The organism is Bradyrhizobium sp. Ce-3 (genome assembly GCF_022835695.1).
In the GTDB taxonomy this organism is placed as follows: domain Bacteria; phylum Pseudomonadota; class Alphaproteobacteria; order Rhizobiales; family Xanthobacteraceae; genus Bradyrhizobium.
Window position 1 is genome coordinate 276,705 of sequence record NZ_BQUV01000006.1, and the last position, 26,023, is coordinate 302,727.

Consider the following 26,023-nt stretch of genomic DNA (forward strand, 5'->3'; position numbering starts at 1 on the left):
AAACAAGCCCGGCCCGCGCCAATGTGTGGCGCGGGCCGGCGTTTGGATCGCATCTTGAGAAGCTACACGATCAGATCGTGTGATGTGTGGGCGCCCAGCGCGTCCAGCATGTTGTTCAGGACATTGTCCGGTTGCGGCGCCGGGATCGCCGGTCCGGCGGTCGCGAACCACGCCGTGCCGTGATCGTCTGCGGGGAGAGCCGAAGCGCTCGGCGTTTGTGGGCTCGGAACGTCCGCGCTGAAATTGAAGGATTGCGCAGGCGTTGCGGACGTGAGCGGCGCGGCGCCGGCACTGCTGGCCGGCGTGGCACTATCCGGACTGGCTGCGAATGCGAAGGCGTCCGTCCACGCGGCGTGGCACTGAATGCCGACCTGAAGGCTCGACGTGGCCGAGTCGCCGTCCCTGTCGACCGCCGTCACATCGAACAGGAGACCGGTGTCGGGGATCTTCGCCGTTTCAGTATAGGCAATGTTGTCGACCGCGAAGGTGGCGTGACCGCTCGCGGCGTGATCGTAGTCGACCTGGACCTGGTCGAATGCCTTGTCGACGTACAGCGTATACGTCGACGTCGTGCTGTCGAAATGGCAGGTGTCGATCAGCGAAGCATCCGATGTCTGCTGCACCACGATGCCGGTGCTGCCGCCTGCCGGCATGGGAACGTTGATGCAGAAGTCGTGAACGTCGGCGCTGCCGTCGAGAACCTTGAAGATGACGCCGGCGCTGCCGTAACCATGCCATTGCGTGAGAGCGAAACTGACCTGCGACTGCTGCCCGGTGAACCCGAGGTTCAGCTGCTCGGTCGGGTCCATTTGCTGGCCACTGTCGCCGACCGCGATCCCGTCGGCGGAGGCCTTGACGTCGACCGGATGGCCAAAGCAGTCAGACCCGGTGACGACCAGTTGTCCGTCGGGAGCCGTCAATGACAGCTTGCCGCAGGCCGGGGCGTCGAAATCGACGCCGGTCACGGTGACGTCCTTCTGCACCTCGACATGCTCGAGATCAAAGCAGAAGGTGCCGTTCGGATCGATCTTCAACTGGAAGAACGGATCGGTCAGCGTGCCGGCGCAGTCAGCAAGATACGCATCCAGCTCGACGCCGCCATTCACCGCATGGGTCAAATAGTAGAACGTGTAATCGTCGCTGTTTCCGGTGACATGCACCGAGGTGATGCCGTGACCCAGGCTCGTCGTGGTGAGATCGTACCCGGTATCGCCGACGGCCCCGCTATGCACGGCGACGCACATCGCGGCTTCGCCGTCCGCGCCGAAATTGACATCAAAGGTGCCGTTGGCGACCTGATGGTCCTGAGCAGCCACGACGATCGGCTGGAAGTCGCAAATCGTCGGGCCGTCGTCGGTGATCGTAAGATGCGTGCCGAGGTCAAGGCTCGCGCTCTGGTGGTCGCCATCCCTGTCGGTGACGGTTGCCACCAGGTTGACGACCCCGGCGTTCAGCGTCACGCCTTCGCCAGTGTCCGGATTGGTGCCGTACGGCTGCGTCACCGCCCGATACTCGGTGAAGGTCACGCATCCCGTCGCCGGATCGACCGCGATGGTGAAGGCCAGTGCACCGCCGGCCGAACCGACGTGAGCTTCGATGGTGTTGCCGTGCAAGACCAGCACATCGGCGCAGCCGGTATGCGAGTCGATCAGACCCGAGGCCGTGCAATTGCCGCCGGTGATCGTCAGCGCGTAGCAGGTGGTCGCGCCGTCAGCGCCCTGGACCGAGGTGAACGCTGTCGCGAACTCGGCCGACGTCGTCGTCAGCGCCGCGTCCGGCATCGTGCCTGCGGTATGGTCGTCCAGCCACGTCGAGGTCAGATGCGTCTCGCTCAATGTCAGCGACGGAGCGGTGCCATTGGCCGCGATGCATGGCTGATCGTCGGTGATGGTCAATTGCCTGCCGAGGTCGAGGCACGCGCTCTGGAAGTCGCCGTCCTTGTCCGTGATCGTCGCCACCAGGTTGACGATTCCGGCGCACAGCGTGGCGCTTTCGCCATCGTGCTGCGACACCGCCCGGCACTCCGTGAACGTCACCCGCCCGGTGGCCGGATCGACCGCAATGGTGAATGCCAGTGTGCCGCTGGTCGTGCCCACATGACCTTCGATGGTGTTGCCGTTCAGAACCAGCACGTCGGCGCAGCCGGTATGGGAGTCGATCAGGCCGGACGCCGTACCGTTGCCCCCCGCGATTGTCAGCGCATAGCGGATCGTTGCGCCATCCGCGCCCTGAACCGAGGTGAAAGCCGTCGAGAAGTCCGCCGAGGTCGTCGTCAGCGCCGCATCCGGCATCGAGCCCGCGATGTGGTCGTCCAGCGCCGTGGCGGTCAGATGCGCCTCGCTCAAGGTCAGGCACGGCGCGGTGCCGTTGGCGCTGATGGAGGGACCGTCGTCGGTGATCGTCAGCTGCTTGCCGAGGTCTAGGCTCGCGCTCTGGAAGTCGCCGTCCCTGTCCGTGATGGTTGCAACCAGGTTGACGATCCCGGCTGCCGGCGTGATGCCTTCGCCGCTGTCCGGATCGCTGCCGAGCGGTTGCGTCACTGCCCGGTATTCCGTGAACGTCACCCGTCCGGTGGCCGGATCGACCGCAATGGTGAATGCCAGTGTGCCGCCGGTCGTGCCGACGTGACCTTCGATGGTGTTGCCGTTCAGGACCAGCACGTCGGCAAGGCCGGTATGGGAATCGGTCAGGCCCGACGCCGTGCCGTTGCCACCGGTGATCGTCAGGGCATAGCTGATCGTCGCGCCATCCGCGCCCTGGACCGAGTTGAACGCCGTCGAGAAGTCGGCCGAGGTCGTCGTCAGCGTTGCATCCGGCGCAGAGCCCGCGATGTGGTCGTCCAGCGCGGTCGCCGTCAGATGCGTCTCGCTCAACGTCAGCGACGGGGCCGGGGCCTTCGCCGTGATGCTTGGGCCGTCGTCGGTGAATGTCAGCCTGCCGCCGAGATCGACGCTCAGATCCTGGTACTCGCCGTCCTTGGTGACGATCCCGATCAGGCTGACGACCCCGCTCGCCAACGTCACGCCTTCGCCGCTATCCGGGCTGGTGCCGTGCGGCTGGACCACCGGGCGATACTCGGTGAAGGTCAAGCGGCCTGTCGCCGGGTCGAGCGCGATGGTGAATGCCAGCGTACCGTTGGTGGCGCCGACATGGCCTTCGATGGTGTTGCCATTGAGAACCAGCACATCGGACAGCCCGGTGTGCGAGTCGGTCAGTCCCGATGCGGTGCCGTTGCCGCCGCTGATCGCCAACGCGTAGCTGACCGTAGCCCCGCTCCCATGTGCGGTGATGAACGCCGCCGAAAAGTCGGCGGACGTCGTCGTCAACGCCGCGTTCGGCGCGGAGCCTGCGATATTGTCGTCCAGCGCCGTCGCCGTCAGATGGGTTTCGCTCAGCGTCAGCGACGGCGCCGTTCCAGCTCCGATCAGCGGGCCGTTGATGGTGACCGTCACCACCTCGGGGGTTCCGCCTATCGTGGTCACCGTGAAGCTGTCGGTCAGTGTCTGGCCGACATGGAGGGCTTGCACGGCGCCGTCGGCGTTGTTGAGCGTGTAGGTCCAGACGCCGCCCGTCGTTATCGTGAATGTGCCATGGCCGCCCGCGCTTGTCGTCGGCACGGTCACGGCGGTGAATGTGTTGGCGGGGTCATCGACATCGGTGTCGGTGAGCAGGCCGGTCGCCACGAGCAGACCGGGCGAGGCGCCGCTGACCCCGACCGAGCCTACCACCGAGCCGATGTTGGCGCCGGAAATGACGGAAGCGTCGTCGACCCCGACGATCGGAATGTTGAAGCTCTCGCTGGCCGAGAGGGTGCCGTCCGAAACCGTGATAACGAAGCTTTGGGTCGCGTCGACCTTCAGTGCGTTGATCGCGGCATTGTTCGGAACGAACGTATAGTGTCCGGTCGCGCTGTTGAGGTAGAGCGTGCCGAACTGGCCGGTGCTCGACACGTTGTAGGTCAGCCCGCCCAGCGCCACGTTGCCGGCGGTACCGCCGCTGATGCCGAATGTCAGCGTGCCGCCACTGCTGCTCGCGGCGAAGGTCCCGCTCGCCGCAGTGAAGTCGTCAAACTTCGACGTATCGACTTCGATCGGTCCCGCCCCAAGGTTCAGGCTCGGCGGCGCCGGCGGCGGCTTGAACACCTCAACTTGCGCAAAATGAAACACGGGCACCGGCCCGAGCGGATCCTGCACCGGCAACGGCGAGCCAGACGGATTGAAATCGATCGGGATCAATAACGGCGACCCCTCGGGGCCGGGCATGCCGGACCCCTTTGATCCCGATCCTTTCTCAAAATTGGCAAGCGCCTCCTGCTGGTCCTCGCGCAATTCTTCCATATGGGACGGGGAATTCGTGACATGGCTCACGCCGACAGAGGACCCACGTTTGGTCAGGACGATCGTCTCTCCGGGGTCATCGACGATGATGTGCCGGGGGATCGCCTCCTTGGTCACCAGTTCGAACACACCGTGGTGGAGGTCCTTGTAGTTGATGGCGTCGTCGTCCAGGAAGGTGACGTTCGGTTCGGCGGCCCGCGCATCGTCCAGGAGCGAAAGCGTCAGCGCGGCGAACGACAGCATGCCGAGACCGCTGGCCCTGACGGTCCCGACAGACGTCTCCGCGGTCAGGATGCCTGCGCCTGCCAATCGGCGGCCAATCAGGCGGAAGATGCTTCTGGTTCTCGCAAACAGGCGCGGCCGCAAAATGCTGCCGGCGTGCTGGACCAGATCGCCCAGCTCCAGCCGGCAACCAGCCGGCAGGTCGAGCACCGTGCCATCGGTCAGACGGATTGCGACCCACGCGCCGGCCGTGGTCTCGATGACGTCGCCCTGGCAAAGGGGATTGCCTGCAACGATTGGAATGGCAATGCCGCGCGCGCGCGCGATGGTGCCCGAGCCGGTCACCGTCTGAACAATGCCAAGCACGTGGGGCAGCTCGTCCAAAACGGCCGAGCTCACGTCCCCGAACGCTACGCCGGACGCGACTAACATTGGCTTTTCGCCTGCTGAGCAGCTCAGGCGGAACGTGGTGCCGCAGTTTTTTGGTTTGGCCTTTGCGCGCTGCGAGGTGACAAATCCCTCGCACCGGCAGCCATAGGCTTGCCCGCCGAAACGTCCTGATTGAAACTAAATTCGGTAGTGAAAATCGAAGTCCAGAACTGCAAGAGCGATTGCAAAAACGGCAGAGCCGGTGTCCTTATATCGCCGGTGCAGCCCCACTGGATTTAGTGTATATTTACCACGTAAATTGTCCACACGTTAATTTTTAAGTGAACTGCCACAGGCGCTTAGCCTGTCTGCTGCAACTCGTTCGGCACTCAAGGTCCTGCGGTCTCGGCCCGGCGGTCCAGATCACCATCGCGCCGCGACACGACAAGATCTTCTCGAGGGAGGGGATCGTGCGCATTCATTTTATTGTTCAATTGCTTGCCTGCATCGTGACGCTCGTCACACTGACCTCCGGTCCGGTGCTGGCGCAAACCGAGCCGGTCCAACCCGCGGTCCAGGATCCTCCGGCGAAGTTGATCGGCAAAGTCGTCGCGGCCAGCGGCGCGGTCACGATCGAGCATACGAGCGCGGTCGTCGTTCAGGCCGCGCTCTCCGATCAACGAGCCCAGACCAAGGTTGGCGACCTCGTCTATTTGGGTGACGTGGTGCAGACCGGAGCCGACGGACGGGTCGCGATCAACTTCACCGACGGCACCTCGTTCAATCTGTCGAGCAACGCCAAGATGGCCATGACCGAGTTCGTGTACGACCCGAACGGCAAGTCGAACTCGACCCTGTTCAAGCTGGCCAATGGCACGTTCACCTTCGTTGCCGGCAACATCGCGAAGACCGGCGACATGAAGATCGACACCCCCGCCGCGACGATGGGAATTCGAGGCACCACGCCACGCATCGAGATATCCGACGATGGAACGGTCAGGTTCGCCACGCTCGTCGAAGAGGGCAAGAGCAAGCTGCTCAGAAAGCCCGCGACGCGCGTGACGCCGCAATCGGAGCAAAACACCTATCGCAGGTTCAACCCGAACATCTGTCGCGGATGCTAGGTGAGGAAGGTGTCGGTCCTGAGCGGCTACTTTCGGAAATCGGCGTCTGCGCGTCGTCAAAACCGGAGCCCGACATGAAGCCTCGTGCAGGTACCGGTGCGATTAGCGGTCCGGCGGCGGCCCTCATCCTGCTGTTGCTGGCGTCGGCGGCGCTCGCGCAAAACCCGAAGCAAAAGGGCGGCTATCTCCGGGATATCGGATTGTGCAGCGGCCTCAACCATACGCCGGCCGATGCGCGCATCGGCGCGTGCACGGCGTTGATCGATGCGGGACAGGACGTGACGCCTGCCGGGCTTGCGATCGCCTACAACAACCGCGGCAATGCCTATGCTGCCAAGGGAGACTACGATCGTGCCATCGGGGATTTTGATCGATCGATCGAGCTCAACCCGACCTACACCAAGCCGTTCAACAACCGCGGCGTGGCCTACTTCAAGAAGCGCGACTACGACAGCGCGACCGAGGCTTTCGATCAGGCCATCAAGCTCAACCCGAACTACGGCGAGGCCTTTGCCAACCGCGCGGGCGTCTATCTGAGGAAGAATGACTATGCCCGCGCCGCGCAGGATTACGATCAGGCGATTCGCCTCGAGCCGAACCTGGACGGTGTGTGGAACGGACGCTGCTGGAGTCGTGCCATCCTTGGCGCGTTGCAGGAGGCGCTGCAAGATTGCAACAAGGCGCTGCAATCGGGATCGGCCAACGCCGCGACCTACGACTCGCGTGGTCTGATCTACCTGAAGACCGGTGAGCTGGGCGCGGCGATCAACGACTATAGCTCCGCACTTCGCATCGATCCGAAGCTGGCAAGCGCACTCTATGGCCGCGGGTTGGCCAGGCTGAAGCAGGGCGACAAGTCCGGCGGCAACACCGACATGGCGGCCGCCAAGGCTATTCAGGGCAGCATCGGCGACGACTTCACACGTTACGGCGTGCAATAGGCGCGGATGATTGACGTGGGCCCCGTTCCGATTCCATCGGAACGGAAGCGGCGCTAGTCCATGATCTCGACCGTTGCCGAACGGCCGGCGACCAGCGCGATGCGGTCCGGCAGCCGATCCAGCGTGATGCGCACGGGAACGCGCTGCGCCAGCCGAACCCAGCTGAAGGTCGGATTGACGTTCGCAAGCAGGTTCGCGCCGTCGGTGCGGTCGCGGTCCGCGATGCCGGCCGCGATGCTCTCGACATGTCCGGTGAGCCGGACCGGCTCGCCCATCAGCCGGACCTGCGCCTTGTCGCCGACGCGAATGCGCGCGAGCTTGGTCTCCTCGAAATAGCCTTCGACATGCAGCGTATCGGTGTCGACCAGCGCCATCACGCCCTTGCCCGCGGTCACGTAGGCGCCGGGCCGCAGGTCCATATTGGTGATGGTGCCGTTGACGGATGCGTGCACCTCGCTGCGATCGAAGTTGAGCTGGGCGACCGCGCGATCGGCAACCGCCTGATCATAGGCGGCCTTGGCCTGGAGTTGGGTCGCCAGCACCTGCTCCTGCTTCTGCTGCGACACCGCATCTGTTGTCAGCGAGCTGTAGCGCTTGAGATCGGACTCGGCCTGATTCAGCGTGGCGCGATGGCCCGCGAGCGCGGCATCGGCCTGCTGCAATGCCAGGGCAAACCGAGCGCGATCGATCCGGAACAGGATATCGCCGCGATGCACCTGCTGATTGTCCTTGACCAGCACGTCGGTGACGAAGCCGGACACGTCAGGGGCGACCTGCACCACGTCGGCGCGTACCCTGCCGTCGCGAGTCCATGGCGACTCCATATAATAGACCCAGAGCGCACGCGCGACGGCGAGCGCAGCGACGACGGCGATCGCGGTCAGCGCGACCCGGCCGAGCCAGGCGAAATTCCCCTTCATGGCAGAAACTCCGAAACATAAACGACGATGCCGAGCAGGCATACGTACAGTGCGAAATTGAACAGCGCGCGATGCCAGACCAGCCGGTAAACCCCGAGGCGCTGCATGATCCGGCTCACCACCGCGCTCAGCACATAGGCAACGATCAGCCACAGCAGCAGCGCGGGGACCAGCACACCGTAGATGTCGAGCTCATATCTCATGCGGCAAAACTCTCCTCGGGCTGCGATCGATACGCCGGCGCATCCGGAAACAGGCCGCGGCGGATGCCGACGAGGCCGAGCAATGCATCGTCCCGCGCGCGTTCATTGGGATCCTTGACGACCGCGGTCACCGTTGCGTCGACGCGCGACAGTAATCCGGCCGGCATGGCCTCGTCGGCATGGGCACGAAACGCCGCCGCGAGGTCGTCCAGCATGTCGTCGATCGCGCGCACGGTCGATGCGGCGAGGCCGTAGCGGGCCCGCCTGAGGTCGATGATGTTGAGCCCGATGCGCAGCTGGACCAGGCTGTGGGCATCGCGGCGGTCGCTCTCCGAGATGAAGGCGATGCGCTGGACCAGGAGTCCGAGCCGATGCAGCATCAGGCCGGCGAACTGCGCGCGATCGCCATGGCCGCGCCGCTCGGCGGCGACCGCAAGCGTCTGCCAGCTCGACGTCATCAGCCGCTTGGCAATCCATTCGGCGCCGACGCCGCGCGCGATCCGCGTCACGATCTCGGCGATGACGATACCGAGGAAAAAGGCGACCGAGCTGTTGGCAAAACCGGCAAAATCCGCGTTGTAGGTCGATTGCAGCGCAAGCAGCGTCGCGGTGTTCACAGCGAGCGCCGAGCCGATCGGTGCGGTTTTCGGCCGCGCGATCAGGAAGCCGTAGGCGAGGAAGGTCGGCGCCAGCGCGGCGATCAAGACCTCGATATGGGAGATGCCCGGCACCAGCGCGAACTGATAGATCGCGACGACGACGATCGCGACCAGCGAAAACAGGCCGAAGGCGCGGATGCTGCGCGCCGGCTCGTCCTGCGCGGCGAAGAACGAGCAGGCGACCGCCGCCATCATCGGCGCCGAGGCGCCATCGGGCCAGCCGGTCGCAATCCACAGGCCGCAGCAGATCAGGATGGCAACCGCCGCCCCCGCGGCCGACCACAGCGCCATGCCGTGGTCGCGATGACGGACCGGTGCGGCTCCCGACTCCGGATGGAACGCCAGCGGGACGGTCGAGATATCCCGGCCCGCGGCAATCGCATCACCTATTGCGCGGCAGTCGGCCGAGATATCGACCAGCTCGCGGAGCCGCAGCAGCAGGCTGATCGTGATGATGCGCTCGCGCGGCGCGAGGCCGTCGAGTGCGGATTGCCGGGCGGCGATCGCAGCGCGGATCTCGTCCCCGGATTGCCGCTGGCGATCCTCGTCGACGATCCATGCGGCGAGATCGCCGATCAGGCGCCGCAGCTCCGGTTGGCTTTGCAGCGTCGCCTCGCCGAGTGCGGCAAGCCGGTCTTCGATCGAGGTGACGATCGGCAACAGCATCAGCATGCGCAGCCGGACCTCACCTAGGCCGCGCACGGTGCTCGCGTCGGCCAGCCGGTCATAGGCGAGATGGGTCGCCAGCGTATCGATCTCGACGATGTCGGTGGCAAGGCGAAGGCGCTGGGCCCGGTGGGTTTCGCTGGTCCCGTGGTCAAGCAGCACGTCGCGGGACAGACGGCGCGCATCCGACAGCCAGCTCCTGACGCGGCCGCCGACCGCCGGCGCGACGCTGCGCGGAAACACCACGGTCGACACCAGGCTCGCGCAAATGATGCCGAGCGAGATCTCCTCGACCCGCGCCAGCGCGATATCGAAGATGCTGCCCGGGTCGGCCACCGACGGAAAGCCGATCAGTGCGACGGTGTAGCCGCCCAGCATGAAGACGTAGCTGCGCGGCGTGCCGTCGAGCAGCGACAGATAGAGGCAGAGCCCGACCCAGAGTGCGATCGCGAGGCACAAGAGCTCCGGCGCATTGATCAGGTTCGGCACCAGGGCAACCGTCATGCTGGCGCCGACCAGGGTGCCGATCACGCGAAAGAACGCCTTCGAGCTGGTTGCGCCGGCCAGCGGCTGCGAGGTGATATAGACCGTCGCCATCGCCCAATACGGCCGCGGCAGATCGATCGCCATTGCGATCACAAGTGCCAGCATCGACGCGGCGAACGTCTTCAAAGCGAAGATGAGGTCCGCATGGCGGACCAGGAACGGCTCTCCCGCGCGCATGACTATTTCGCCTCTGGAGCGGTCCTGGCTGGAGTAGTCTTTGCGTCAGTCTTTACGTCAGTCTTGGCGTCGTGCAGGCGGCTCGCTCGCTCGTCGATGCGCTGCAGCGTCTCGAAGGTTACCGCAAGTTCGTCGGCGCCGATATCCTTCAGCACGCTGGCGCGAACCCGGCGCAGCACCCGGTTGGTCTCCTCGACCTTGGCTTCGCCGGCCGCGGTGAGATGCAGCGTCTTGGCGCGCCGATCGGTCGGGTCCTCGCGACGCTCGACCAGGTTTTCGGTCTGGAGCAGATCGATCAGCCGCACCAGCGAAGGCCCCTCGATGCCCAACTCGTCGGCCAGCACGCCCTGGCGGACGTTCTCGCCCTGCCGCGACAGCAGCAGCAACGGAATTGCCGTTGCGTAGGACAGGCCGTGATCCGACAGCGCCTGATCCGACTCGCGACGCCAGATCCGGGCCAGCCTGGTGATCAGGCGCCCGATCTCGGCGTGGATGTGGGATTGCGACGAGGGCATGGAAATTAGATAGGATGCAAACTATTAGGATGCAATAATATTGCCGCGACCATGGCCCATGATCACGCAAATGCGATCACGCATCAGGGGGCGTCGGGATGTGGATGGGCACTACCTGATGAGGGTGGGAAGATCAGCGACCCCAACCCCTACTGTGCATGGGGTTGTTTTCGATATTTTTGTCAAGCGGAGCGGCAGCGCGCGGCCGATTTCAGCCGAAGTCGTGCATCAATCGGCTCCAGTCTTCGCCGGCGAGGCCGCCGACATAGATGTCACCGCGTACAATGGCCTCGTTCACCTCCGGAACGCGCGTCAACGCCATGGCGAAGGCGCGATGCCGGAACACGAGCCGGCGCTGCAGCCCGAGCCCGGCCATCAGCGCCGGTTGCGCACGGCCGCGGGCCTCGACATGGCCGGTGCTCTCGAGATGCCGGAACATCGCACAGAGCACGCCGACCTCCTGGTCGGGAAGTGACAGGATGTTGAGAACATGCGCGGTCCGCCCCGCCGCCGCATAGTAGACGAAGCAGCCGATCATCGCGCCGGAACGGTCTTCGACCGCGCGGATCGTGAACGCACCGAGTTTGGTGTTCTGCGCCGCCAGGCCGACCAGCCAACCGAGCTCGTCCTCCGACCAAAGCGGACGGACGGCGTAATGGGCGATGAACCGGGGGGCGTGTGCGACGAAGTCCGGCACGGACATCTCCCGCACCTTCAGCTCGGCGGCTCCCTCGATCTCTTCATCGCCGCGCAGGCGACCGAGGAGAGCGTCAACGGGGCGCGCGAGCGTTGCCAGGCGGGGGTGCAGGAAGCGCGGCCGCAGGCGCTCGACGAGTGCCCCCAGCGGACGGAATGTGCGCACCCATTCCAGGTTCTGCAACGGAATCGTTTTGCCGCCGATGGCGAGCAGCGATTTGGCGCTGGTCGGCGATGCACTGTCGCAGAACGAAAGACTTGCCCGTTTCGGTCGCAGACCAAGATTGAGCTGGGCCGCGCCGGCGGAGTCCCCGTTGGTCATGAAAACGCCGAGCAGCCGGCCCGGGATGACATTGCCGCAGGCGATGAAATGCATCGGGATCGAGAGCAGTGCGCTCGAGATGTGGCCGTCTTGCTGCTGATAGATTTGGGTGCCGGCCACCGCATTGTAGGACGGTGACCCCAGGGTCAACGCGTGCAGATAGCGCTTGAGGTCGGCACTCGCGGGCTTGTCGATACCCCTGAAGACCTTGAGGAACAGGCGCGCGACGGCGGGAACGTCAGCCGTCGTCATCGGCCTCGCGGCGCCCTTGCGCGACGTTTGCGTGCCGGCCCGCGCGATTGGTTCGGGCTGCTGACGCGGGTGATCTGGCGCGATCGACAGACCGTCGCGCGGGGGGATAAGCTGAACCGCTGTATCGGACGTTGCGCCAAGCATGATTCGTCATCTCGTCTCTGCCGCCGAATTGCGACAGCATCGTCGGACGACAGGATCAAATGACAGCCGACAACCTCGGTCGGTCGACATCACGCGAGCATGACAATTTCAGAACTGCTCCGCGTAGGCGTGCGTCCTCCTCGCGACTCTCCAGCGAGACGCGTGAGCCGTCAACAAATTCAACTTGTGGAGGTTAATTCGTTAACGCGCCGGCCTGACGCAGGGCAGCCGTGCCGCCTGTGCTGCGACTCATAAAAGTGTCGTATTAACCAAAGAAACCCAACAATTTCGGAGCATGTGCGACACATAAGAGTGTCGCGTGCGACTCATAAGAGTGTATCGGACGGGGTTTTGAGACTCATAAGAGTGTAACGGAATCGCGGAAGCGAAGAGTCTCGCCACGTCTGGTTGCAATCTCATACCCTCTAAGACAGCCTGATTTGGCGCGACGGAGTTCGCCGGTGGGATCATGGTTTCGGGGGAATCCACTCCGACTCTTCCGCGGGGGTTTCCACCTTTCTCGTCGGGCGATCGATGATGTCCGCCTTTACCTTCCGGCCGCTCGACCGGATGCTCTGGAGCACCATGTCAGCCGAAGAGACGAGTTTGGCCCGTTCGAGGCCGACGAGAAAGCCGTAGAGCGAGATTACATGGACCGGGTAGACTCCGAAGAACGACGGATCGGCAAGCCGATCCTCCTCGAAGAGGAAGAGGTACGGACCAGCTGGTACGAGGCCCGCCCGGATGGCCTGAAGCACCGATTCCTCGCCCTGATCCACGAGCATATCCTGGGTTAGCGTCCCTGCATTCTCGGCTGCTTCCCTCATCTTTCCGATCTTCGTCGTAACGTTTTCGACTTCGGGATGCCGCTCGAACCAGCGCTCGACGTGCGAGGCGATCGGATGGCCGAACGCCTTCAGGCGCGTCGCCTCCCACCGCACCTGGTCGGTCACGTACACCGGAAGGCCGGCCTTGAGCAGCAGATCGAGATACTCGGTGCCGTTTTGCGAAGTCACGCTCGCCTGTCCCAGCGAGATCAGGGGCGAGGCGTCGGGAATGAGCAGGGAGATGCGCTGTCGTATGATCATCGCGCGGACTCGCCTTCGCGGGCAATGATGCCCGCGACAATTCCGGCCTGCTCCGCGACGCGTGCGGCATCCTGTTCGGGCCATCCTATGCCGAACTCAATCATCAAGGCGTTGAACTGATCCAGATCCGCGATGTCCAAACCCACCGCGCGCATCGCCTCGCCACGGCGGATTTCGCCCCTGGAGTAGCGATCGAGCACCTCGGAGATCTTTGTGGGGTCGGCCATTGGCGGCTGTTCCACCGCCAGGCCGACATAGTTCGACAGAAGTCGGCGAACGATCTCGCTGACAGAAGTTCTTTCCTGAAGCGCGCGCGCTTTGGCTGCCCGCATCAGATGATCATCGAGGTTAAGCGTAAAAGCTCGGAGCATTCTTGCCTCCAAGAGGTGCGAATGTTACGTATATACGTAAGTACGTATTCTGGCAACGCCAAGATCCGGAGCTCTTTACCATTCCGCTCCAAGCGGGTGCTCGGTGCTCGGCCCGGGCGTCTCGACATGTCGAGGGCCCCCTAGACTTATCAGCATGTCCGCGGCTTCGGGCGGTGTTTGGCGGTACAGCCGTCGGGCCGATGCCTCTGCGCAAGAGCACGGCAGCGTCGAGGTCTTGAGCGGGAGGTCGGACGGGGATGTTTCGATTGATCCATGGACCCAAGGATCCTGTCGCCTTCGGCCAAGGTCGGCACCGGCTGGTCGCACATCTGCGCCATCGATCCTTCCCGGCCTGGTCTTCACGGGCGCCAAGTGCTCCCGATCTCGGCTCGATCGTCGACGCCGTCCGGAAGGTCGCTGAATTTGCGGGGAAGCCGCGACGGATCTGTTGGATGCGTCATCGCTCGGATGACGTTCTCGGCCGACGCGAGGATGCCGATCTCCTGCAGTCCGCGGAGCCACGCAACCGTGCTCAGAAGGTGCACGCACGTTGCGCGGTCTTTCCGACGGTCGGCTCCTCGATCGTGAAGACATCCGGATGCGCCTCAATGAACTCCTTGACCTCGCGGTCCTTCAGATAGTGCTCGGGGTCCGACCGCGACCGATTGACATCTGCTATTCGCAACATAATTTATTGCAAATGGCAGATAGTGCTCAGGGCTTTGTAGATCAGGTTCAGGCGAGTGGGAGGCTGCTCTTTTCAGCCGATGAGATCCCGCATCGGCCGGGCAGCCGCGCGGTGGAAGCCGCTCTGAGACGGTTGGCGGCAAGGGGCGCGGTCCGGCGGCTGCTGACCAAATCACCGGTATTCGTTATCGTCCCTCCGGAGCATCGCAGCATGGGGCTGCCGCCGGTGGAGTGGTGGCTCGATGACCTCATGAAGCATCTCGGGCAGCCCTACTATGTGGGCCTCCTGTCGGCCGCGGCCGATGCGGGCTCATCCCATTTCGCCCCCATGGAAACGCAGGTGGTGGTCTCCAAATGGATGCGCCCGATCGAGTGCGGGCGGCTGCGCCTCCGTTTCTTTCAAAGGGCTCACATCCCCGAGGACCTAGTGTCCACAAAGCAGGGGCTTTGGGCCCCGCTACGCGTCGGCAGCCCCGCCCTTACCGCGGTCGACTTGGCGACCTATGCGCCGTGCAGCCCCGGGCAGACGCTCTTGATCCTTGCAGACTTGGCGGCGAGCATCTCGCGTCGGGATCTTTGGAAGGCCCTCGACACGAGGCGGACCGTCCCGGCCGCGCAACGTCTGGGCTTCCTGCTTGCCCGTGCCGGCCAGGAGAAGCTCACTTCTGTGGTCCGCGAATGGTTGGCAGGAAGGAAGCTCGCGGCCGTTCCGCTGGACCCAGGTGGCGGTCCGGCAGAGACTGATGCGGAATGGGGCATACAAGTGAACGCGAACCTCGAGGCTGCAGCTTGATCCCCAGCGCGAAATCATTGCATGGCGCGAACACGCTCCCTGGTCGAGCGACGTTCAGGTCGAGCAGGATCTGCTGATCACGCGGTGCATGGTCGCGATCCTCAAGGACGAATTCCTCCGGGCCAATCTCGCGATGCGCGGCGGCACCGCGCTCCACAAGATGGACCTCGCGCCGGCGGCGCGGTATTCGGAAGATATCGACCTTGTTCTGGTCCAGCGGCGCCGGCCCGCCATCGTCAAGCAGCATCTGATCCGGGCAGTGCGACCGATCATGAACTCGGCTCCGCGCGGCCTGATCGACGAAGCCGTCGTCGGCTTGCGCAATCTTGTTCAGCCGTCGCGGATCATTCGCCAGAACTATCCCTAGAAGGCCTGAAGGCGAATGGCGACCTGACCAAAACCTCAGTTCGGCGGCTTCAACTCGCCGGCCAGCCAACCAACCGCATCGGTTTTCAGGGGATCTACGGGCATGGAGAGCTTTTCGGTCCGCCCGCAGGTCGAGCACTCAAAGGTGCGCTCCTCTAACCCACGCTCGCCCGGCGAGATCCGCGCCAAGGCCATCCGGTGCTTGCAAACCGGACACATCGGCCGTTCGTTGCTCGAGGCAGCCATCCCTAAGTCCCCGGGGCCGATCATGATACGTTTGGAGGCCGGAGTCTTCACCTTCGTGATGCCGGTAAGGTCGCTTTCAGCGCACTCCGCTACTTGCCGTCGAACAGTGACGTCGACAGCCGCTTATCGAGGCCTCTAAGCTGCACCGCACCGGGTTCGCGGAAGCCGTGTGGAGGGAGGCAGTGAACTTCCAGGTGACGGTCCTCAAGGTGTTGATTAGCTATCCGGATGGGTTCGCGACGATTGTGGACCTCAAGCGCGACGTGGCGATCCTTGCGACCAGCGGACGCGACTGGGCCGAACGCACCAAAAGATTGGCGGCGCGGGCGCCGGGCCTGGACATCTTCTCGCAAGGTCTCGTCGAGAGGCTCAACGGTGGCTGGCGTATCACGGACAAAGGCCGCTCCATCATTGAGGTCATGGAGGCGCGGCCGGCCGCCGCCCCGACAGACGAGCCTCCTCCATTCCCTGTTATCGATGAATCGACGCCGGGAGCGGTGCCGACAAAGGCACCTTCGACTGCGACAGACCGGCGCAAGCGGGATAGAAAGCGGCGCCGGCGCGATCTGATCGCAGCGCGGGGAAGAGCCCAGGCTTCGTAGGGGCGTCCGTGCTCGCACGGCGGCTTTTGCGTCGTTGATGTTGCGCAATGCCTCGGAGGAAAGCGCCCCGGTCGACGGGGTTGATCCGTCGGGTCCGCCATCGGTCCCAACGCTGTGCCCAGCCGAGCATTCCGTGCCGCCGCAGAACGATCCCGATAGCAAGTATTTCCGTGCCCCCGATGACATGACCACTCTATCAATTCAATCACGCGGCTTTTGGTCCTGACGGGCACAGCCAATCTACCGAGCGAGCCTAGCCGGGTGCATGTGCGGGCGCCGTGCCACCCGCCATCAGCATTGACCGAGCTCATCAGCGCGCCTCGACGGTGTGGCAACCTCAAACCAAAGGGCTTTTCATCGCTCTAGAATGGACCCTTGAATATCTTCGCGCGTTGAATGAATCGACCGCGCCCGGAGTCCGACCGAAGCGTCTCGCGTCGCCGGCCTGATCAGGGCGACCGGTCTCACAAGGATCGCCAACATGACTGGATCGAACTTGCCGCGCCACATCGTGGACCGATTTGAGAGGCGTTGGGCACAAAAGCTCGAAGCTCAAGCGCTTAACTGGCAATCGGCAAAACCCGGCGGTCGGACCTCGACCGATCGGGGCGTGTCGGTCATTCGGCATCGGAGGCGGCCAAAGCTGGCGAAAGCGCCAGCGGCTTAGCTTTTTCGAAACTCTCTCGAACCGCCATCGGAGCGGCCGATCACGGTCGAGTACGCCCCGCGCACCTCGACCAGGGTAATGCCCACACGTTAGCCTTGTGCCGTAGCATCGCGATCAGCCGGTTGCGTGTCCAAAAATTCAGCGTGCGGTTGAGGTCGCGAGCTGAACTCACTGTGCCGGCTAGGCGAATTTCCAAGCTTGGAACAAAGTCCCGCGGTTGGAAGAGCGCCGCCGCGATGATGGTTGCGCTCGGCCGTCTTGATTCCGGCGGTGCGGTTCACAATTAACCGGAACGTCGAGACGAGACGGAAGTTCAGCGACAATGTTGACGTGCTGATTTTCACAAGGTGGTTGATATGGGCAGGCTTAAGGGCCCCCCGGGGCCATATAGTGTCCACCTCTGCATCGACATGCAACGCTTGTTCGCCGAAAACGGTCCATGGCCGACGCCTTGGCTGCGTCGCGTGCTTCCCACGATCGAAAGCCTCGTTCGTCGTGCGCCCGAGCGCACCATCTTTACGCGCCTCATTCCTCCGATCGCGTCTGGCGAAGCCAAAGGAATGTGGCAAACCTACTACGCAAAATGGCCATCCGTCACCCGCGCTGTCATGGATCTCTCGCTTCTTCGTCTCGTGCCAGAACTCGAGCAATTCGCACCGCCCGCTACTGTAATCGATAAACCGGTCTATTCCGCCTTCGCAACCGGCCAGCTTCACGCGCATTTGCAGGCTAAACATGTGAATACCCTAATCGTCACTGGCTCTGAAACCGACGTTTGCGTCCTTTCGAGCGTGCTAAACGCCGTGGACCATGGCTATCGGTTGATTGTCGTGAAGGATGGCCTGTGTAGCTCTTCGGACGAAGCGCACAACGCCTCGATGCAGCTCTACGCTGGTCGGTTCGATATCCAAGTCGAGTTGGCGGACGCCGAAGAGGTGCTAGACGGTTGGGCCCCGTGAAGGTGGTTTGCTATCGTGCGACAGACAGAATCCCACATGACAGTTGAAGTCGAGCGTCGAGGCTTAGGACCCAACGCGCTGCGCTCGAGGTCGGAAGAGCAAAGCGGCAAGGATTCAAGGCCGCCCGCATTGGTGGCGAAATAGATTAGCCGCACTCCGTCCGCTCACAACAGCCGCCCAACGTAAGATGACCAGAGCTATGGAGCGACCAACGTAACATTCAATAAACTCTGCTTTGGTGGCGCTGCCATCGCCCTCCGCGCGCTGACCTTATCTTGCGCCGGACGTACCAAGCCGCCACGGAGACGACCAGCCAGGCGAGCGAGCCGGCAACGAACGCTCCGGGCGCGCTGACCTCGACCGTCAGCCAGAACGCGACCGCGAATGCCAACATGCCGAGTGCGCCGAGGGCCGCGCCGGCGGAATCGACCGCGGCCGCCTCTTGGCCGCGACGCGTCCCGGCGAGACCAGCCCCGTGCTTACGGCGGATTTCATGCTTTTCGATCAACGTCGCGCTGGCGCAAAAGATGGCAGGAAAGGCGAGGAAAAGGCCGCCGACCAAAGCTCCGAAGCGGCTGCTGATGAGACCGGTGAGCGCGGTGGCGGCGCCGCCGAGCGCGAAGCGGATCAGGTACTCGTACCAACGCCCTTCCTTGAGTGATGACGGTGAAAAGTGAATTGGCGTCATAGTGGTCCTCCGGCGAGCGCCAGCAGGCCGAAGGCAACGACTAGCCAGACGACGAGGGAGATCATCGTGGCCGGGAATGCTCGCAGCCGTGCCCGAATGAGGAGATTGCTTACGACGATGCTGTAGGCAGCGAGCGCGCCCGCGCCCGCCATCATCGCCTGGCTTTGCAGGGCCGCGTAGTCGGGAGTGTGCGTGTAGAGCGCGATACCGAGAGTAACGAGCGCGACGGAGGGCGCGGCCCCGAACAGGCCAGCGAAGCTCTTGGGTCGCAGGATATCGCCAAGCGTCGCGAAAATTGACACCAGGGCACCGCCGACGAGAAAGCGAACGACGTATTCAGTCATTTCGTTTTGCCAAGTTTCGCGAGCGGACCTCCGCTTCAATAGACTGGACTTTTGCGCGGGGCAGCGGCGAATGAGCGTCGACGACGACATCGTCATTCTTCCTGCTGGGACAGGCCCGCGCTCGTGTGATAAATCTTGGCGATAGAGACTTTCTGGAAATCCGGCTGCCCTGGTCATAGTTGTGCGATCGCAAAAACAAGTACCTTTTAACGCGCCAGTTGCAGTCCGGTTCACGATATGTTTGCGCTGTAGAGGAAGACAATTTCTCGCAGGTTCGAAGCTAATACGTCACTTGCCACCGAGGCCTCGTGGGCGATTGCCAACAGGGCCTCGATCATGATCGTGTATTTGACCCCGCCGGCGATGGTGGAAGCTGCGAATGCGTTTCCGCACGATCAGTTCGGCCGCGGGCACCATGTCCACTCAACCGGCTATCGACCGCGGCATCAGCTTGGTCACCAGTCGGTCCGCAAAGAATATCGATGCATCAGCCTTCTGGAAGTGGTGCTGACAGCGTGTTGGACGCTGTCAAGATCGGCTCCGTCCCGGACGGTTGCGGTCAGCGTCCACTTCGTGTCTCCGGCGCTTCTTGTTTCGACAACCTCGAGTTCGACGGAGACAACGTATTCGCCACCGGGGAAAGCGCGAATCTCCCTTAGAGCGACTAGCTCTAAGTCCTTTGCAGAGATGAACGTCGTGACCACCGCAGGCTCCAGCCGAAGCTCGCCCAGTCTCAGTTTAAAAACGGCGAAGCCTCGGTCCGGTTCCTGCGAAATGCAGAGCAGTCGCCTGTCTCAACTTCCCCTCAGAGGGTCAAAATGGGGAGTCGCGGATCGTTCAAAGCCATTGGGGGTACTGAAGATATTGCCAACCGGTTTCCAGTAAACACCAATCGAATAGATGTTCATTCCGATGCTTCGGAGCCTAAACGCGTGAGCGCCGCAGCACTCTTCTTAGAATGCTTTCAAACATACTTCTTTCATAGCATCCCAGTCAGTTTCCGCAGGACACGATCATGGTCGCTGTAACCCTCCGCAACTCTTCGAAGAGGCGCAGCGCGCTCTGGAAGTCCGTGCGGCGCAGCACAATCGTAGCGCGAAAGCGGAAACGCGCGCCATTCTGGAGACAGCCGTACGTCCCGAGGGCCGGCTATGGCTCGGCACCGCCCTCTCGGAGATGTCGCCGCGATCGCCGCCACGCGCGGGTCCGCCGTGTTATCGCGCGACACGAGTTCGTTCAATGCCGCCGGTCTGACGATAATCGATCCCTCGACCGTGAGCAGCTGACAGGGTGTCGCGCGGGCCTCACCAAGCTTGAGCGCGACAAGTCCGTCGTGAAGGCTCCGGTCTGCGAAGATCTGTTTGACCTGATGCCGCAAACTGAGATCCCGGCTCGCGTAGAGGGACTGGCATGCCCCATTTCGCGCGGGAATCGGCCAGTCCGAGTTTCTGACGTGGGCTTAAAGCGCTATATGTTGGCGATGGCCGGCTCAAAGCATCGCCTTAGATCAGACCGTAGCGCCGATGGCTCAACGGACCTTGGTTCTGTTCGGACACGCCGCCCGCGCCGCCTACGGCGACGGGTTGGTGAAGCTTGTGTTGTTCGGCAGCCGCTCACGGGCTGGAGCCCGATGGGACAGCGACATCGATATCGCCGTCGTGTTGCGCGACCTTCCCGACCGCCGGGCCGACCGGGATCGGCTGGCTGATCTTGCGTATGACGCGATCGTCGAGACCAGCTTGGACATCCAAACGGTGCCTGTCTCCCTGGACGAATGGGAGCACCCGGAACAGCACACCAGCCCGGCACTGATCCGCGCGATCAAGCGCGACGGGGTCGTCGTCGAGGCCGGCCATGATCCGCGACCTGCTGAACAAAGCGTCCCATCAAGCTAGGGCCGCTAAGGCCTCCTGGAGGGCGAAGCGCCCGACGACCCCGTCAGCCTAGCCTATTATTCCGCGTTCAATACGACCCGTGCGCCGATCGCCACCAGCTGGCGGACGCTGTTCGAAAACGCCTGTCGTCGGGGAATGACATTTTGAAGAACTCTTTGCTGCGACGCACGTTGGAAGCTGGAGGATTACTCTATGATATTCAGCGGCTTTATTTTCGATATCGAAGGCACGCTCGTCGATTGTGTGCCCCACACCCTCAAAAGCCTGCAGGAAGCGCTCAAAGAGCGCGGGCACGCCGTTTCATACGAAACCTTGCAACTCTATTCGGGCCTCGATGGCGACGAGACACTGAAGCTTGTTGCGCCGTCGTTCAAGGAAGACGAGCGAAAGCAAATGCTCAAGGATGCTGGGAAATACTACGAGCAAAGCTATCTTGCCTCGGTCCGGCCCTTCGCGGGCGTGCGCGCGCTTTTCACCGCAATCAAGCAAGGGGGCGGCGCCATCGCCCTCGCAACCGACTGCAAGGGAGCGCCGCTGAAGGTCTATCGCGATCTCCTCGGCGTCGACGACCTTGTCGATTATATCGCTTGCGGCGATGATATTCCCAAGGGCAAGCCCGATCCCGCGGTGATCGATCTCGCGGTCAAAAAGCTTGGCCTCCCCGCCGGGCGTTGCGTGATGACCGGCGACACGCCTTACGATTGCGCGGCTGCGGCCGCCGCGGGTGTGACCGCGGTGGGGCTTCTGAGCGGCGGTTTCGCGCGCGACGCGTTGCTCGAAGCAGGCGCCATTGATGTTCTGGAACAAATCACAGAACTCGAGGGGCTCTTATTCGGAGAGGATAAGGACCCTCGTGAAACAAGACATTTTTGATTGCAGAGGGAGCGTGTGCGCCCATCGGACTTTAAGGCCACGAATTATGTCGCGGGATACGCGGCGCGTGGTTGCGTTCGATGGTAACCCGCATTCCGCGCGAGCTCGTGCGGCAGCGTCTACCGTTTGGCGGGGGGGCCGCTCTTGTTTCCGGGGAGCCCCTTTACGTTTGCAGGATCCTGCTCCTGCACTGGCAGGTTCGAACCCACAGTACCCTGCTTGGCCGCTGGACCGCTTTTGCTTCCCGGCGCCCCGCTAATTCCGGCCCCCGAATTCTGAGCGCTCGGTGACGAGGTCGCGCTGGATGGCGTATTGGCATGCTCGGGCTCTCCGGGCGGATGGGCAGAAGCCCCGGGCCGTTCCTGGTCGCCTACATAACCGGAGGCGCCGGAGTTATTCGTCTTAATGCCCTTATCGGCCTCTTCTTGCACACTCTGGCCAGGTGCAGTCGTCTGGGCCGCTGCTGGGGCCAATGCTGCGACGCTAAGGATCACCGCTGGAATCAAATATGTCCTCATGGCTTCCTCCTCGGCTTTGCCTAAAGACTCAATACATCCGGTATCTCAGCGTTTCATTCGAGCGAAAATTAGCCGCTGAGAAGATTGCCGCAAGAGGCTCTGAGCGCGAGGAGAGCAGCTCGGACGGATAATTCACTGCGGTCGCGTCTCTGGCTGGACCAATGCCGCACGGCCTAAGGCGCCAACTTCCATTCCCGAAAGAAGCTTCCACACGTGGCCTAGGCTATCGCTCGCTCAGATTTTCGCGAACTGCATTCATCCCGCTTTTGCCGGCCTCTTGCAGCCTTTCTAGAGTTTCCGCCCCTATGTCACTGGCTTCGGCCCTGAGCGTATCAGAGGCTTCGCGCATGCTCCGCGACACCGCTCCGGCTCGCGTTTTCAGGTCATCTTTAACACCATCGCTGAACTCGCCAACCCATTCGTTCTCGAGATCGGACGCACTGAGCGCGCTCCCGAGCGCGGCTCCCACCGCAACGCCCATCGCACCAAGCAGAAGCGGTTGTCTTTCGAGCAGATCCGAAAGGGAGGACTGCACCTGCGCAATAGTTTCACTTTGGGGCAACTTATCACCAAGCTTACCGAAGCTTTCCTGCGCATAGGCGACGCCCTCATCGAGTCGATCCTTGATCGTACCCGCTGCGTTTGACATGGCATCGGACGCCGAGCTTCTGGCGTCGCGCAGCGTATCGCTGAGGGGCTGTGATGATCCAACGTCCATTTCGGGGGCCGTTGGAGGACTGTTGGTGAATTTCGGCGCCGGCCGGGTATCTGGCGCGCCGGTATCGGCTTTCGGCCAAACGGCCTCGCTTACCGAACTGGCCGCGCTCTTCACTCTCGCGTTGCCGACTAACAGCCAAAGGGCGCCACCGCCAATGAGAATGCCGGCCAGTGGGTTTTCGCGCACCGCTTCGCGCAAATTGTCAAGAAAGCTACCCCTTTGTGTGCCGCTCATCGCGCCATTTCCTTTACAGTGTTCTTGTCCTTCTCGAGCTGGCGGATCGTTTCGCGGGGCGCCAGATTGCGCGCGTCCAGCCGGTTCCTGCCGACCGCAAACAACACGCCAGCGCTGACCGCGGCAACGACTGCTGAAACAAGATAGGAGATCGGTGCTGACCAGCCCGCCGCGATCAAGGCGGCGGACAGCGCGAAAAGCGCCATGACAATCGCCGGGATGACCAAGATCGCGCCCGCGGCGAAGAAGCCTACCGCATGACTAACCTGCCGCGTCTTCTCGCCGAATTCGGCTTTGGCGAGATCGACCTCGTTCTGGAAGAGCTTGGCGAACTGCGAGAGGGCGTCGCCCAGTAGGGCTGAGATCGTGCGAAAATCCGATTGCGTAGTCATGATGCGTCCTCGCTTCGCGAGGACGAAGACTCCTTCCCTGAAGCCTTCAGGAAACGGACAGCGGCGAAGCCGGCGAGCACGGAGAGTCCAACAAAAGCGGCGGGCTGCCGCCTGGCGAAGTCGGTTGCCCCGTCGAGGAGATCCCGGAAAGTGCCCTCGCGAACCTTTTCGGCGGCGCCTTCCACATAGTCGGCGGCGGAATTGATCCCGCGCGCGGCAAAGGGGGCGTCGGTCTCGAAAGCATGAGCGGCCTGGCGGATGTTGCCAGCAAACCGGTTTACAAAATCCGCACCCGACCGCTGTTGCGCCTCGGCCTTGTCCTGGAACCGATCAGCGGCTCCTTCTGCCGCTTCCATGGCCTGGTCGGCAGCCTCCTCGAACTTGTCGCGTGCGAGGTCTGTTGAGGCTCTCAACGCATCGCCTGCGCGCTGTTTCACTTCCGCGCCAGCACTGGCGACCTGATCCTTCAGGTTCGGGGCGGTCGCGCCTTGGCCTTGAGAAGAACCTTTCTGGGTATGAAGATCGGAGTCGGTCATGACGCTCTCTCTTCCGTTCGCGAAGGATCAAATGCCGCCGTCACGATGTCGTTGGCCGCGTCCTTCAGTTTGTCGGACATATCCTGGGTCATGCGGCTCGCATGTTTGCCGAGATCCGCATCCGATACGCTTTTCGCGGCAGCATCAGCGGCCGACAATATGGCTTCCTTGGCCGTCTCCAAGCCGGACTGGGCGGCGTCGCGTGCGGCATGCTTCAGGTTATCGCTTGCCTTGCCGACCGCGACAGCCTCGGTCTTGGTATCGGGAAGGGAAGCCGCGATAATCGCGCCGATCGCGATTCCGAGGGTGCCGATCATCGCGGCGTTGTCATGGAACACCTGACGTACGGTTTCCGGTGCGGCGGTGGCCCTATCATGCGTGGTCGAGCGGGCCCGTTCGAGTTGGTCTTTGGCCGCTTCGGACGCAGCATCGAAGCCGGCTTTCACCTTGCCGCTCGTCTGGGTCGCCCGGTCCTTCAGGTCGCTTGCGAGATCGGTCGCCTTTGCTCGGGCTTCGCTTGCGAGTTCCACGGCGTGGCGCCCGGTCGCGGCTACCGTAGCTGCCGCGCCCTCGCTGAAGGACTGAACCCGCCCGGCGGCTTCGCCGGCCATTGCTCTTGTCCTTTCTACCGCCGGAGCTGCCACTTCCGCCGCGCGGGTACGCACCGTCTTCGAACTCAGGGCAACGCCAGCCACAATCATCAGGAGGGGCAGTGGAAAGCCCCGTGCCAGCCGCAGCGCAGGAACCGCGACGGCAGTCCCGGCAGCAAGCGCCTGCATCGGGTTCTCCATCGCTTGTTGCTTCAGCGTATCGAGCCAGCTTTGTGTCTTGCGGCTCACGAACTCGGACACCTCCGACTTGATGCCTTGTGGCGAGACCTTGTAGCGGAGGTCTTCTGCGGTGTCGGTAATCTGCTCTCTTAGCCGATCAACGGTAGCCGCGAGCTGCGCGCGGCTCCGCTCGGACTCTTGTCGCAACTCCTCAACGGATCGCGTCGTCATGGCCGTCACCGCCTTAGTGCCTTTATTGCCCTTGTTCTAAAACGAACTCGCCCTCTGTTGAATCGTTCCTCGGTGACCCCGGGGGCACGTGGCTCTACACTCGTCGGCGCGAGACTTCGCCGGCTCGGCGCTGGAAGCACCGCGCCGTCCCATCGGGCAAGCTTTGCGCCGCTCATACCGAGTCTCGATGAGCGGCGTCCCAGCCGGACCCCAATGCCCACTCACCGCACCAGCTGCGAACCTAAGATGAGACCGATAAGAGGGACAGGTATGGCGGGTCGACCCGAAGTGGCTGCGCAGCCTATCGGGAATATCCTTCCTGGGTCGTTGCTGGCTGCTTCAGGTCTCGGGCACCATGGCCGCGGCACGACACGACCACATTTGCTATCTGCACAGCACCTCCTCTAAACGGCGAGCGATGTAGGTCAAACACGTCATCGCGATTGTGATCCAGCGCCCGCCGACGTGTTGGGCCGCGGAAGCCGCGGCCCGACGGGCCTGGCCTAATTGGAACAACGCGGGGCCTGCAAGCCTTGAAGTGCGTTCAATCAGGACGTCGGCCATGGCGGCGACTTGGAGAATTCTCAAACAGGCCATGAGCGGTTTTCTCGCCCATGAAGCATTAAGCAGGGGCGCCGCTATCGCCTTCTATGTTGTGACTTCACTCGCGCCCGTCCTTCTGATCGTGGTGGCGATTGCCGGCCTCGTATTCGGGGCAGACGCCGTGCGTGGCAGCCTCGTGAAGGAACTGAGTGGACTGTTCGGGCAGCAAGGCGGCGAACTGATCCAAACCATGCTCGCGCGGTCAAGCGACAAATCATCCAGCGCGGCCGCGTCGTTTCTTGGTATACTGATTGTAGTCATCACGGCGTCCGGCGTCTTCAGCGAAATGCAGAGAGGATCCGCGCCTCGGAGGTCAAATCACCCGATCAACCTTGGTTTTCCTTGATCC

The 26,023-nt window shown here is 62.9% G+C and carries 26 protein-coding genes; 10 read left to right on the forward strand and 16 right to left on the reverse strand.

The genetic code is table 11. From position 1 onward, the window contains the following. Positions 1-62: 62 nt before the first annotated feature. The gene (locus tag BRSPCE3_RS22050; protein ID WP_244068218.1) at positions 63-4,925 is read right to left on the reverse strand and encodes a DUF5801 repeats-in-toxin domain-containing protein; all 4,863 of its coding nucleotides are present in this window, start codon (positions 4,923-4,925) and stop codon (positions 63-65) included. Positions 4,926-5,398: 473 nt separating this feature from the next. On the opposite strand from BRSPCE3_RS22050, the gene BRSPCE3_RS22055 reads away from it, so the two are divergent. Together BRSPCE3_RS22055 and BRSPCE3_RS22060 are read left to right on the forward strand one after the other, a co-directional pair. Beyond that, positions 5,399-6,052, forward strand: a complete 654-nt coding sequence (locus BRSPCE3_RS22055; protein WP_309296323.1) for a FecR family protein — start codon at positions 5,399-5,401, stop codon at positions 6,050-6,052. Positions 6,053-6,126: 74 nt separating this feature from the next. After that, the gene (locus tag BRSPCE3_RS22060; RefSeq protein WP_244068219.1) at positions 6,127-6,993 is read left to right on the forward strand and encodes a tetratricopeptide repeat protein; all 867 of its coding nucleotides are present in this window, start codon (positions 6,127-6,129) and stop codon (positions 6,991-6,993) included. A gap of 53 nt (positions 6,994-7,046) precedes the next feature. Here the strand turns inward: BRSPCE3_RS22060 and BRSPCE3_RS22065 are convergent, their stop codons facing one another. From BRSPCE3_RS22065 to BRSPCE3_RS22095, 7 genes are all read right to left on the reverse strand, one after another. Further along, positions 7,047-7,913 (reverse strand): HlyD family secretion protein, encoded by an 867-nt coding sequence (locus tag BRSPCE3_RS22065; protein WP_244068220.1) that lies wholly within the window; start codon positions 7,911-7,913, stop codon positions 7,047-7,049. After that, entirely contained in the window at positions 7,910-8,116 is a 207-nt protein-coding gene (locus tag BRSPCE3_RS22070; protein WP_244068221.1) for a DUF1656 domain-containing protein, read from the reverse strand. Before BRSPCE3_RS22070 ends, BRSPCE3_RS22065 begins: the two co-directional genes overlap by 4 nt. Beyond that, the gene (locus BRSPCE3_RS22075; RefSeq protein WP_244068222.1) at positions 8,113-10,164 is read right to left on the reverse strand and encodes an FUSC family protein; all 2,052 of its coding nucleotides are present in this window, start codon (positions 10,162-10,164) and stop codon (positions 8,113-8,115) included. The genes BRSPCE3_RS22070 and BRSPCE3_RS22075 overlap by 4 nt, the downstream gene beginning before the upstream one ends. Before the next feature lie 2 nt (positions 10,165-10,166). Continuing rightward, the gene (locus BRSPCE3_RS22080) at positions 10,167-10,679 is read right to left on the reverse strand and encodes a MarR family winged helix-turn-helix transcriptional regulator (protein ID WP_244068224.1); all 513 of its coding nucleotides are present in this window, start codon (positions 10,677-10,679) and stop codon (positions 10,167-10,169) included. 211 nt (positions 10,680-10,890) lie between these two features. Continuing rightward, the gene (locus tag BRSPCE3_RS22085) at positions 10,891-12,093 is read right to left on the reverse strand and encodes a DUF3150 domain-containing protein (RefSeq protein WP_244068225.1); all 1,203 of its coding nucleotides are present in this window, start codon (positions 12,091-12,093) and stop codon (positions 10,891-10,893) included. 467 nt (positions 12,094-12,560) lie between these two features. Beyond that, a complete protein-coding gene (locus BRSPCE3_RS22090) occupies positions 12,561-13,181 on the reverse strand; it encodes a hypothetical protein (RefSeq protein WP_244068226.1) in 621 nt (206 codons plus the stop codon). After that, entirely contained in the window at positions 13,178-13,552 is a 375-nt protein-coding gene (locus tag BRSPCE3_RS22095; RefSeq protein ID WP_244068228.1) for a DUF6364 family protein, read from the reverse strand. Before BRSPCE3_RS22095 ends, BRSPCE3_RS22090 begins: the two co-directional genes overlap by 4 nt. 550 nt (positions 13,553-14,102) lie before the next feature. On the opposite strand from BRSPCE3_RS22095, the gene BRSPCE3_RS22100 reads away from it, so the two are divergent. Beyond that, positions 14,103-15,032: a type IV toxin-antitoxin system AbiEi family antitoxin gene (locus BRSPCE3_RS22100; protein ID WP_244068230.1), complete on the forward strand. Its 930-nt coding sequence runs from the start codon at positions 14,103-14,105 to the stop codon at positions 15,030-15,032. A gap of 88 nt (positions 15,033-15,120) precedes the next feature. After that, entirely contained in the window at positions 15,121-15,399 is a 279-nt protein-coding gene (locus tag BRSPCE3_RS22105) for a nucleotidyl transferase AbiEii/AbiGii toxin family protein (protein ID WP_244068232.1), read from the forward strand. Positions 15,400-15,434: 35 nt separating this feature from the next. On the opposite strand, the gene BRSPCE3_RS22110 is transcribed toward BRSPCE3_RS22105, so the two are convergent. Then, positions 15,435-15,644 (reverse strand): response regulator, encoded by a 210-nt coding sequence (locus BRSPCE3_RS22110; RefSeq protein ID WP_244068234.1) that lies wholly within the window; start codon positions 15,642-15,644, stop codon positions 15,435-15,437. A gap of 182 nt (positions 15,645-15,826) precedes the next feature. Between BRSPCE3_RS22110 and BRSPCE3_RS22115 the strand changes: the two genes are divergently transcribed. Continuing rightward, positions 15,827-16,246, forward strand: a complete 420-nt coding sequence (locus BRSPCE3_RS22115; protein ID WP_244068235.1) for a hypothetical protein — start codon at positions 15,827-15,829, stop codon at positions 16,244-16,246. Positions 16,247-17,269: 1,023 nt separating this feature from the next. After that, a complete protein-coding gene (locus tag BRSPCE3_RS22120; protein ID WP_244068236.1) occupies positions 17,270-17,872 on the forward strand; it encodes a cysteine hydrolase family protein in 603 nt (200 codons plus the stop codon). A gap of 220 nt (positions 17,873-18,092) precedes the next feature. Here the strand turns inward: BRSPCE3_RS22120 and BRSPCE3_RS22125 are convergent, their stop codons facing one another. Beyond that, positions 18,093-18,560 carry a DUF3147 family protein gene (locus tag BRSPCE3_RS22125; protein ID WP_244068237.1) on the reverse strand — a complete coding sequence of 156 codons (468 nt, stop codon included), beginning with the start codon at positions 18,558-18,560 and terminating at the stop codon, positions 18,093-18,095. Continuing rightward, positions 18,557-18,904, reverse strand: a complete 348-nt coding sequence (locus BRSPCE3_RS22130; RefSeq protein ID WP_244068238.1) for a hypothetical protein — start codon at positions 18,902-18,904, stop codon at positions 18,557-18,559. Before BRSPCE3_RS22130 ends, BRSPCE3_RS22125 begins: the two co-directional genes overlap by 4 nt. A 1,062-nt stretch (positions 18,905-19,966) precedes the next feature. Here BRSPCE3_RS22130 and BRSPCE3_RS36150 point away from each other — a divergent pair. From BRSPCE3_RS36150 to BRSPCE3_RS22150, 3 genes are all read left to right on the forward strand, one after another. Further along, a complete protein-coding gene (locus BRSPCE3_RS36150) occupies positions 19,967-20,158 on the forward strand; it encodes a hypothetical protein (RefSeq protein WP_375709949.1) in 192 nt (63 codons plus the stop codon). Between the two features lie 269 nt (positions 20,159-20,427). Then, the gene (locus BRSPCE3_RS22145) at positions 20,428-20,799 is read left to right on the forward strand and encodes a nucleotidyltransferase domain-containing protein (protein ID WP_244068239.1); all 372 of its coding nucleotides are present in this window, start codon (positions 20,428-20,430) and stop codon (positions 20,797-20,799) included. 192 nt (positions 20,800-20,991) lie between these two features. Continuing rightward, positions 20,992-21,672: an HAD family hydrolase gene (locus tag BRSPCE3_RS22150; protein WP_244068240.1), complete on the forward strand. Its 681-nt coding sequence runs from the start codon at positions 20,992-20,994 to the stop codon at positions 21,670-21,672. A gap of 119 nt (positions 21,673-21,791) precedes the next feature. Here BRSPCE3_RS22150 and BRSPCE3_RS36155 read toward each other — a convergent pair whose 3' ends face one another. The 5 genes from BRSPCE3_RS36155 to BRSPCE3_RS22170 form a co-directional block, all read right to left on the reverse strand. Continuing rightward, a complete protein-coding gene (locus tag BRSPCE3_RS36155) occupies positions 21,792-22,079 on the reverse strand; it encodes a hypothetical protein (RefSeq protein ID WP_375709950.1) in 288 nt (95 codons plus the stop codon). A gap of 334 nt (positions 22,080-22,413) precedes the next feature. Then, on the reverse strand, positions 22,414-23,142 hold the full coding sequence (locus BRSPCE3_RS22155; RefSeq protein WP_244068241.1) for a hypothetical protein: 729 nt from the start codon (positions 23,140-23,142) through the stop codon (positions 22,414-22,416). Then, positions 23,139-23,534: a phage holin family protein gene (locus tag BRSPCE3_RS22160; RefSeq protein ID WP_244068242.1), complete on the reverse strand. Its 396-nt coding sequence runs from the start codon at positions 23,532-23,534 to the stop codon at positions 23,139-23,141. Before BRSPCE3_RS22160 ends, BRSPCE3_RS22155 begins: the two co-directional genes overlap by 4 nt. Next, the gene (locus BRSPCE3_RS22165) at positions 23,531-24,070 is read right to left on the reverse strand and encodes a hypothetical protein (protein ID WP_244068243.1); all 540 of its coding nucleotides are present in this window, start codon (positions 24,068-24,070) and stop codon (positions 23,531-23,533) included. The genes BRSPCE3_RS22160 and BRSPCE3_RS22165 overlap by 4 nt, the downstream gene beginning before the upstream one ends. Beyond that, a complete protein-coding gene (locus tag BRSPCE3_RS22170) occupies positions 24,067-25,071 on the reverse strand; it encodes a DUF3618 domain-containing protein (protein WP_244068244.1) in 1,005 nt (334 codons plus the stop codon). The genes BRSPCE3_RS22165 and BRSPCE3_RS22170 overlap by 4 nt, the downstream gene beginning before the upstream one ends. 562 nt (positions 25,072-25,633) lie before the next feature. Here BRSPCE3_RS22170 and BRSPCE3_RS36160 point away from each other — a divergent pair. Further along, a complete protein-coding gene (locus tag BRSPCE3_RS36160; RefSeq protein ID WP_375709942.1) occupies positions 25,634-26,020 on the forward strand; it encodes a YhjD/YihY/BrkB family envelope integrity protein in 387 nt (128 codons plus the stop codon). The last annotated feature ends 3 nt before the right edge of the window (positions 26,021-26,023 follow it).

Excerpts from the sequence above, each read along its gene's own strand:
- BRSPCE3_RS22060 (WP_244068219.1), top strand. The coding sequence starts at position 6,127 with ATGAAGCCTCGTGCAGGTACCGGTGCGATTAGCGGTCCGGCGGCGGCC.
- BRSPCE3_RS22065 (WP_244068220.1), bottom strand. The coding sequence starts at position 7,913 with ATGAAGGGGAATTTCGCCTGGCTCGGCCGGGTCGCGCTGACCGCGATC.
- BRSPCE3_RS22070 (WP_244068221.1), bottom strand. The coding sequence starts at position 8,116 with ATGAGATATGAGCTCGACATCTACGGTGTGCTGGTCCCCGCGCTGCTG.
- BRSPCE3_RS22075 (WP_244068222.1), bottom strand. The coding sequence starts at position 10,164 with ATGCGCGCGGGAGAGCCGTTCCTGGTCCGCCATGCGGACCTCATCTTC.
- BRSPCE3_RS22080 (WP_244068224.1), bottom strand. The coding sequence starts at position 10,679 with ATGCCCTCGTCGCAATCCCACATCCACGCCGAGATCGGGCGCCTGATC.
- BRSPCE3_RS22085 (WP_244068225.1), bottom strand. The coding sequence starts at position 12,093 with ATGCTTGGCGCAACGTCCGATACAGCGGTTCAGCTTATCCCCCCGCGC.
- BRSPCE3_RS22090 (WP_244068226.1), bottom strand. The coding sequence starts at position 13,181 with ATGATCATACGACAGCGCATCTCCCTGCTCATTCCCGACGCCTCGCCC.
- BRSPCE3_RS22095 (WP_244068228.1), bottom strand. The coding sequence starts at position 13,552 with ATGCTCCGAGCTTTTACGCTTAACCTCGATGATCATCTGATGCGGGCA.
- BRSPCE3_RS22105 (WP_244068232.1), top strand. The coding sequence starts at position 15,121 with ATGGTCGCGATCCTCAAGGACGAATTCCTCCGGGCCAATCTCGCGATG.
- BRSPCE3_RS22110 (WP_244068234.1), bottom strand. The coding sequence starts at position 15,644 with ATGGCTGCCTCGAGCAACGAACGGCCGATGTGTCCGGTTTGCAAGCAC.
- BRSPCE3_RS22120 (WP_244068236.1), top strand. The coding sequence starts at position 17,270 with ATGGGCAGGCTTAAGGGCCCCCCGGGGCCATATAGTGTCCACCTCTGC.
- BRSPCE3_RS22125 (WP_244068237.1), bottom strand. The coding sequence starts at position 18,560 with ATGACGCCAATTCACTTTTCACCGTCATCACTCAAGGAAGGGCGTTGG.
- BRSPCE3_RS22130 (WP_244068238.1), bottom strand. The coding sequence starts at position 18,904 with ATGACTGAATACGTCGTTCGCTTTCTCGTCGGCGGTGCCCTGGTGTCA.
- BRSPCE3_RS22145 (WP_244068239.1), top strand. The coding sequence starts at position 20,428 with ATGGCTCAACGGACCTTGGTTCTGTTCGGACACGCCGCCCGCGCCGCC.
- BRSPCE3_RS22150 (WP_244068240.1), top strand. The coding sequence starts at position 20,992 with ATGATATTCAGCGGCTTTATTTTCGATATCGAAGGCACGCTCGTCGAT.
- BRSPCE3_RS22155 (WP_244068241.1), bottom strand. The coding sequence starts at position 23,142 with ATGAGCGGCACACAAAGGGGTAGCTTTCTTGACAATTTGCGCGAAGCG.
- BRSPCE3_RS22160 (WP_244068242.1), bottom strand. The coding sequence starts at position 23,534 with ATGACTACGCAATCGGATTTTCGCACGATCTCAGCCCTACTGGGCGAC.
- BRSPCE3_RS22165 (WP_244068243.1), bottom strand. The coding sequence starts at position 24,070 with ATGACCGACTCCGATCTTCATACCCAGAAAGGTTCTTCTCAAGGCCAA.
- BRSPCE3_RS22170 (WP_244068244.1), bottom strand. The coding sequence starts at position 25,071 with ATGACGACGCGATCCGTTGAGGAGTTGCGACAAGAGTCCGAGCGGAGC.
- BRSPCE3_RS36160 (WP_375709942.1), top strand. The coding sequence starts at position 25,634 with ATGGCGGCGACTTGGAGAATTCTCAAACAGGCCATGAGCGGTTTTCTC.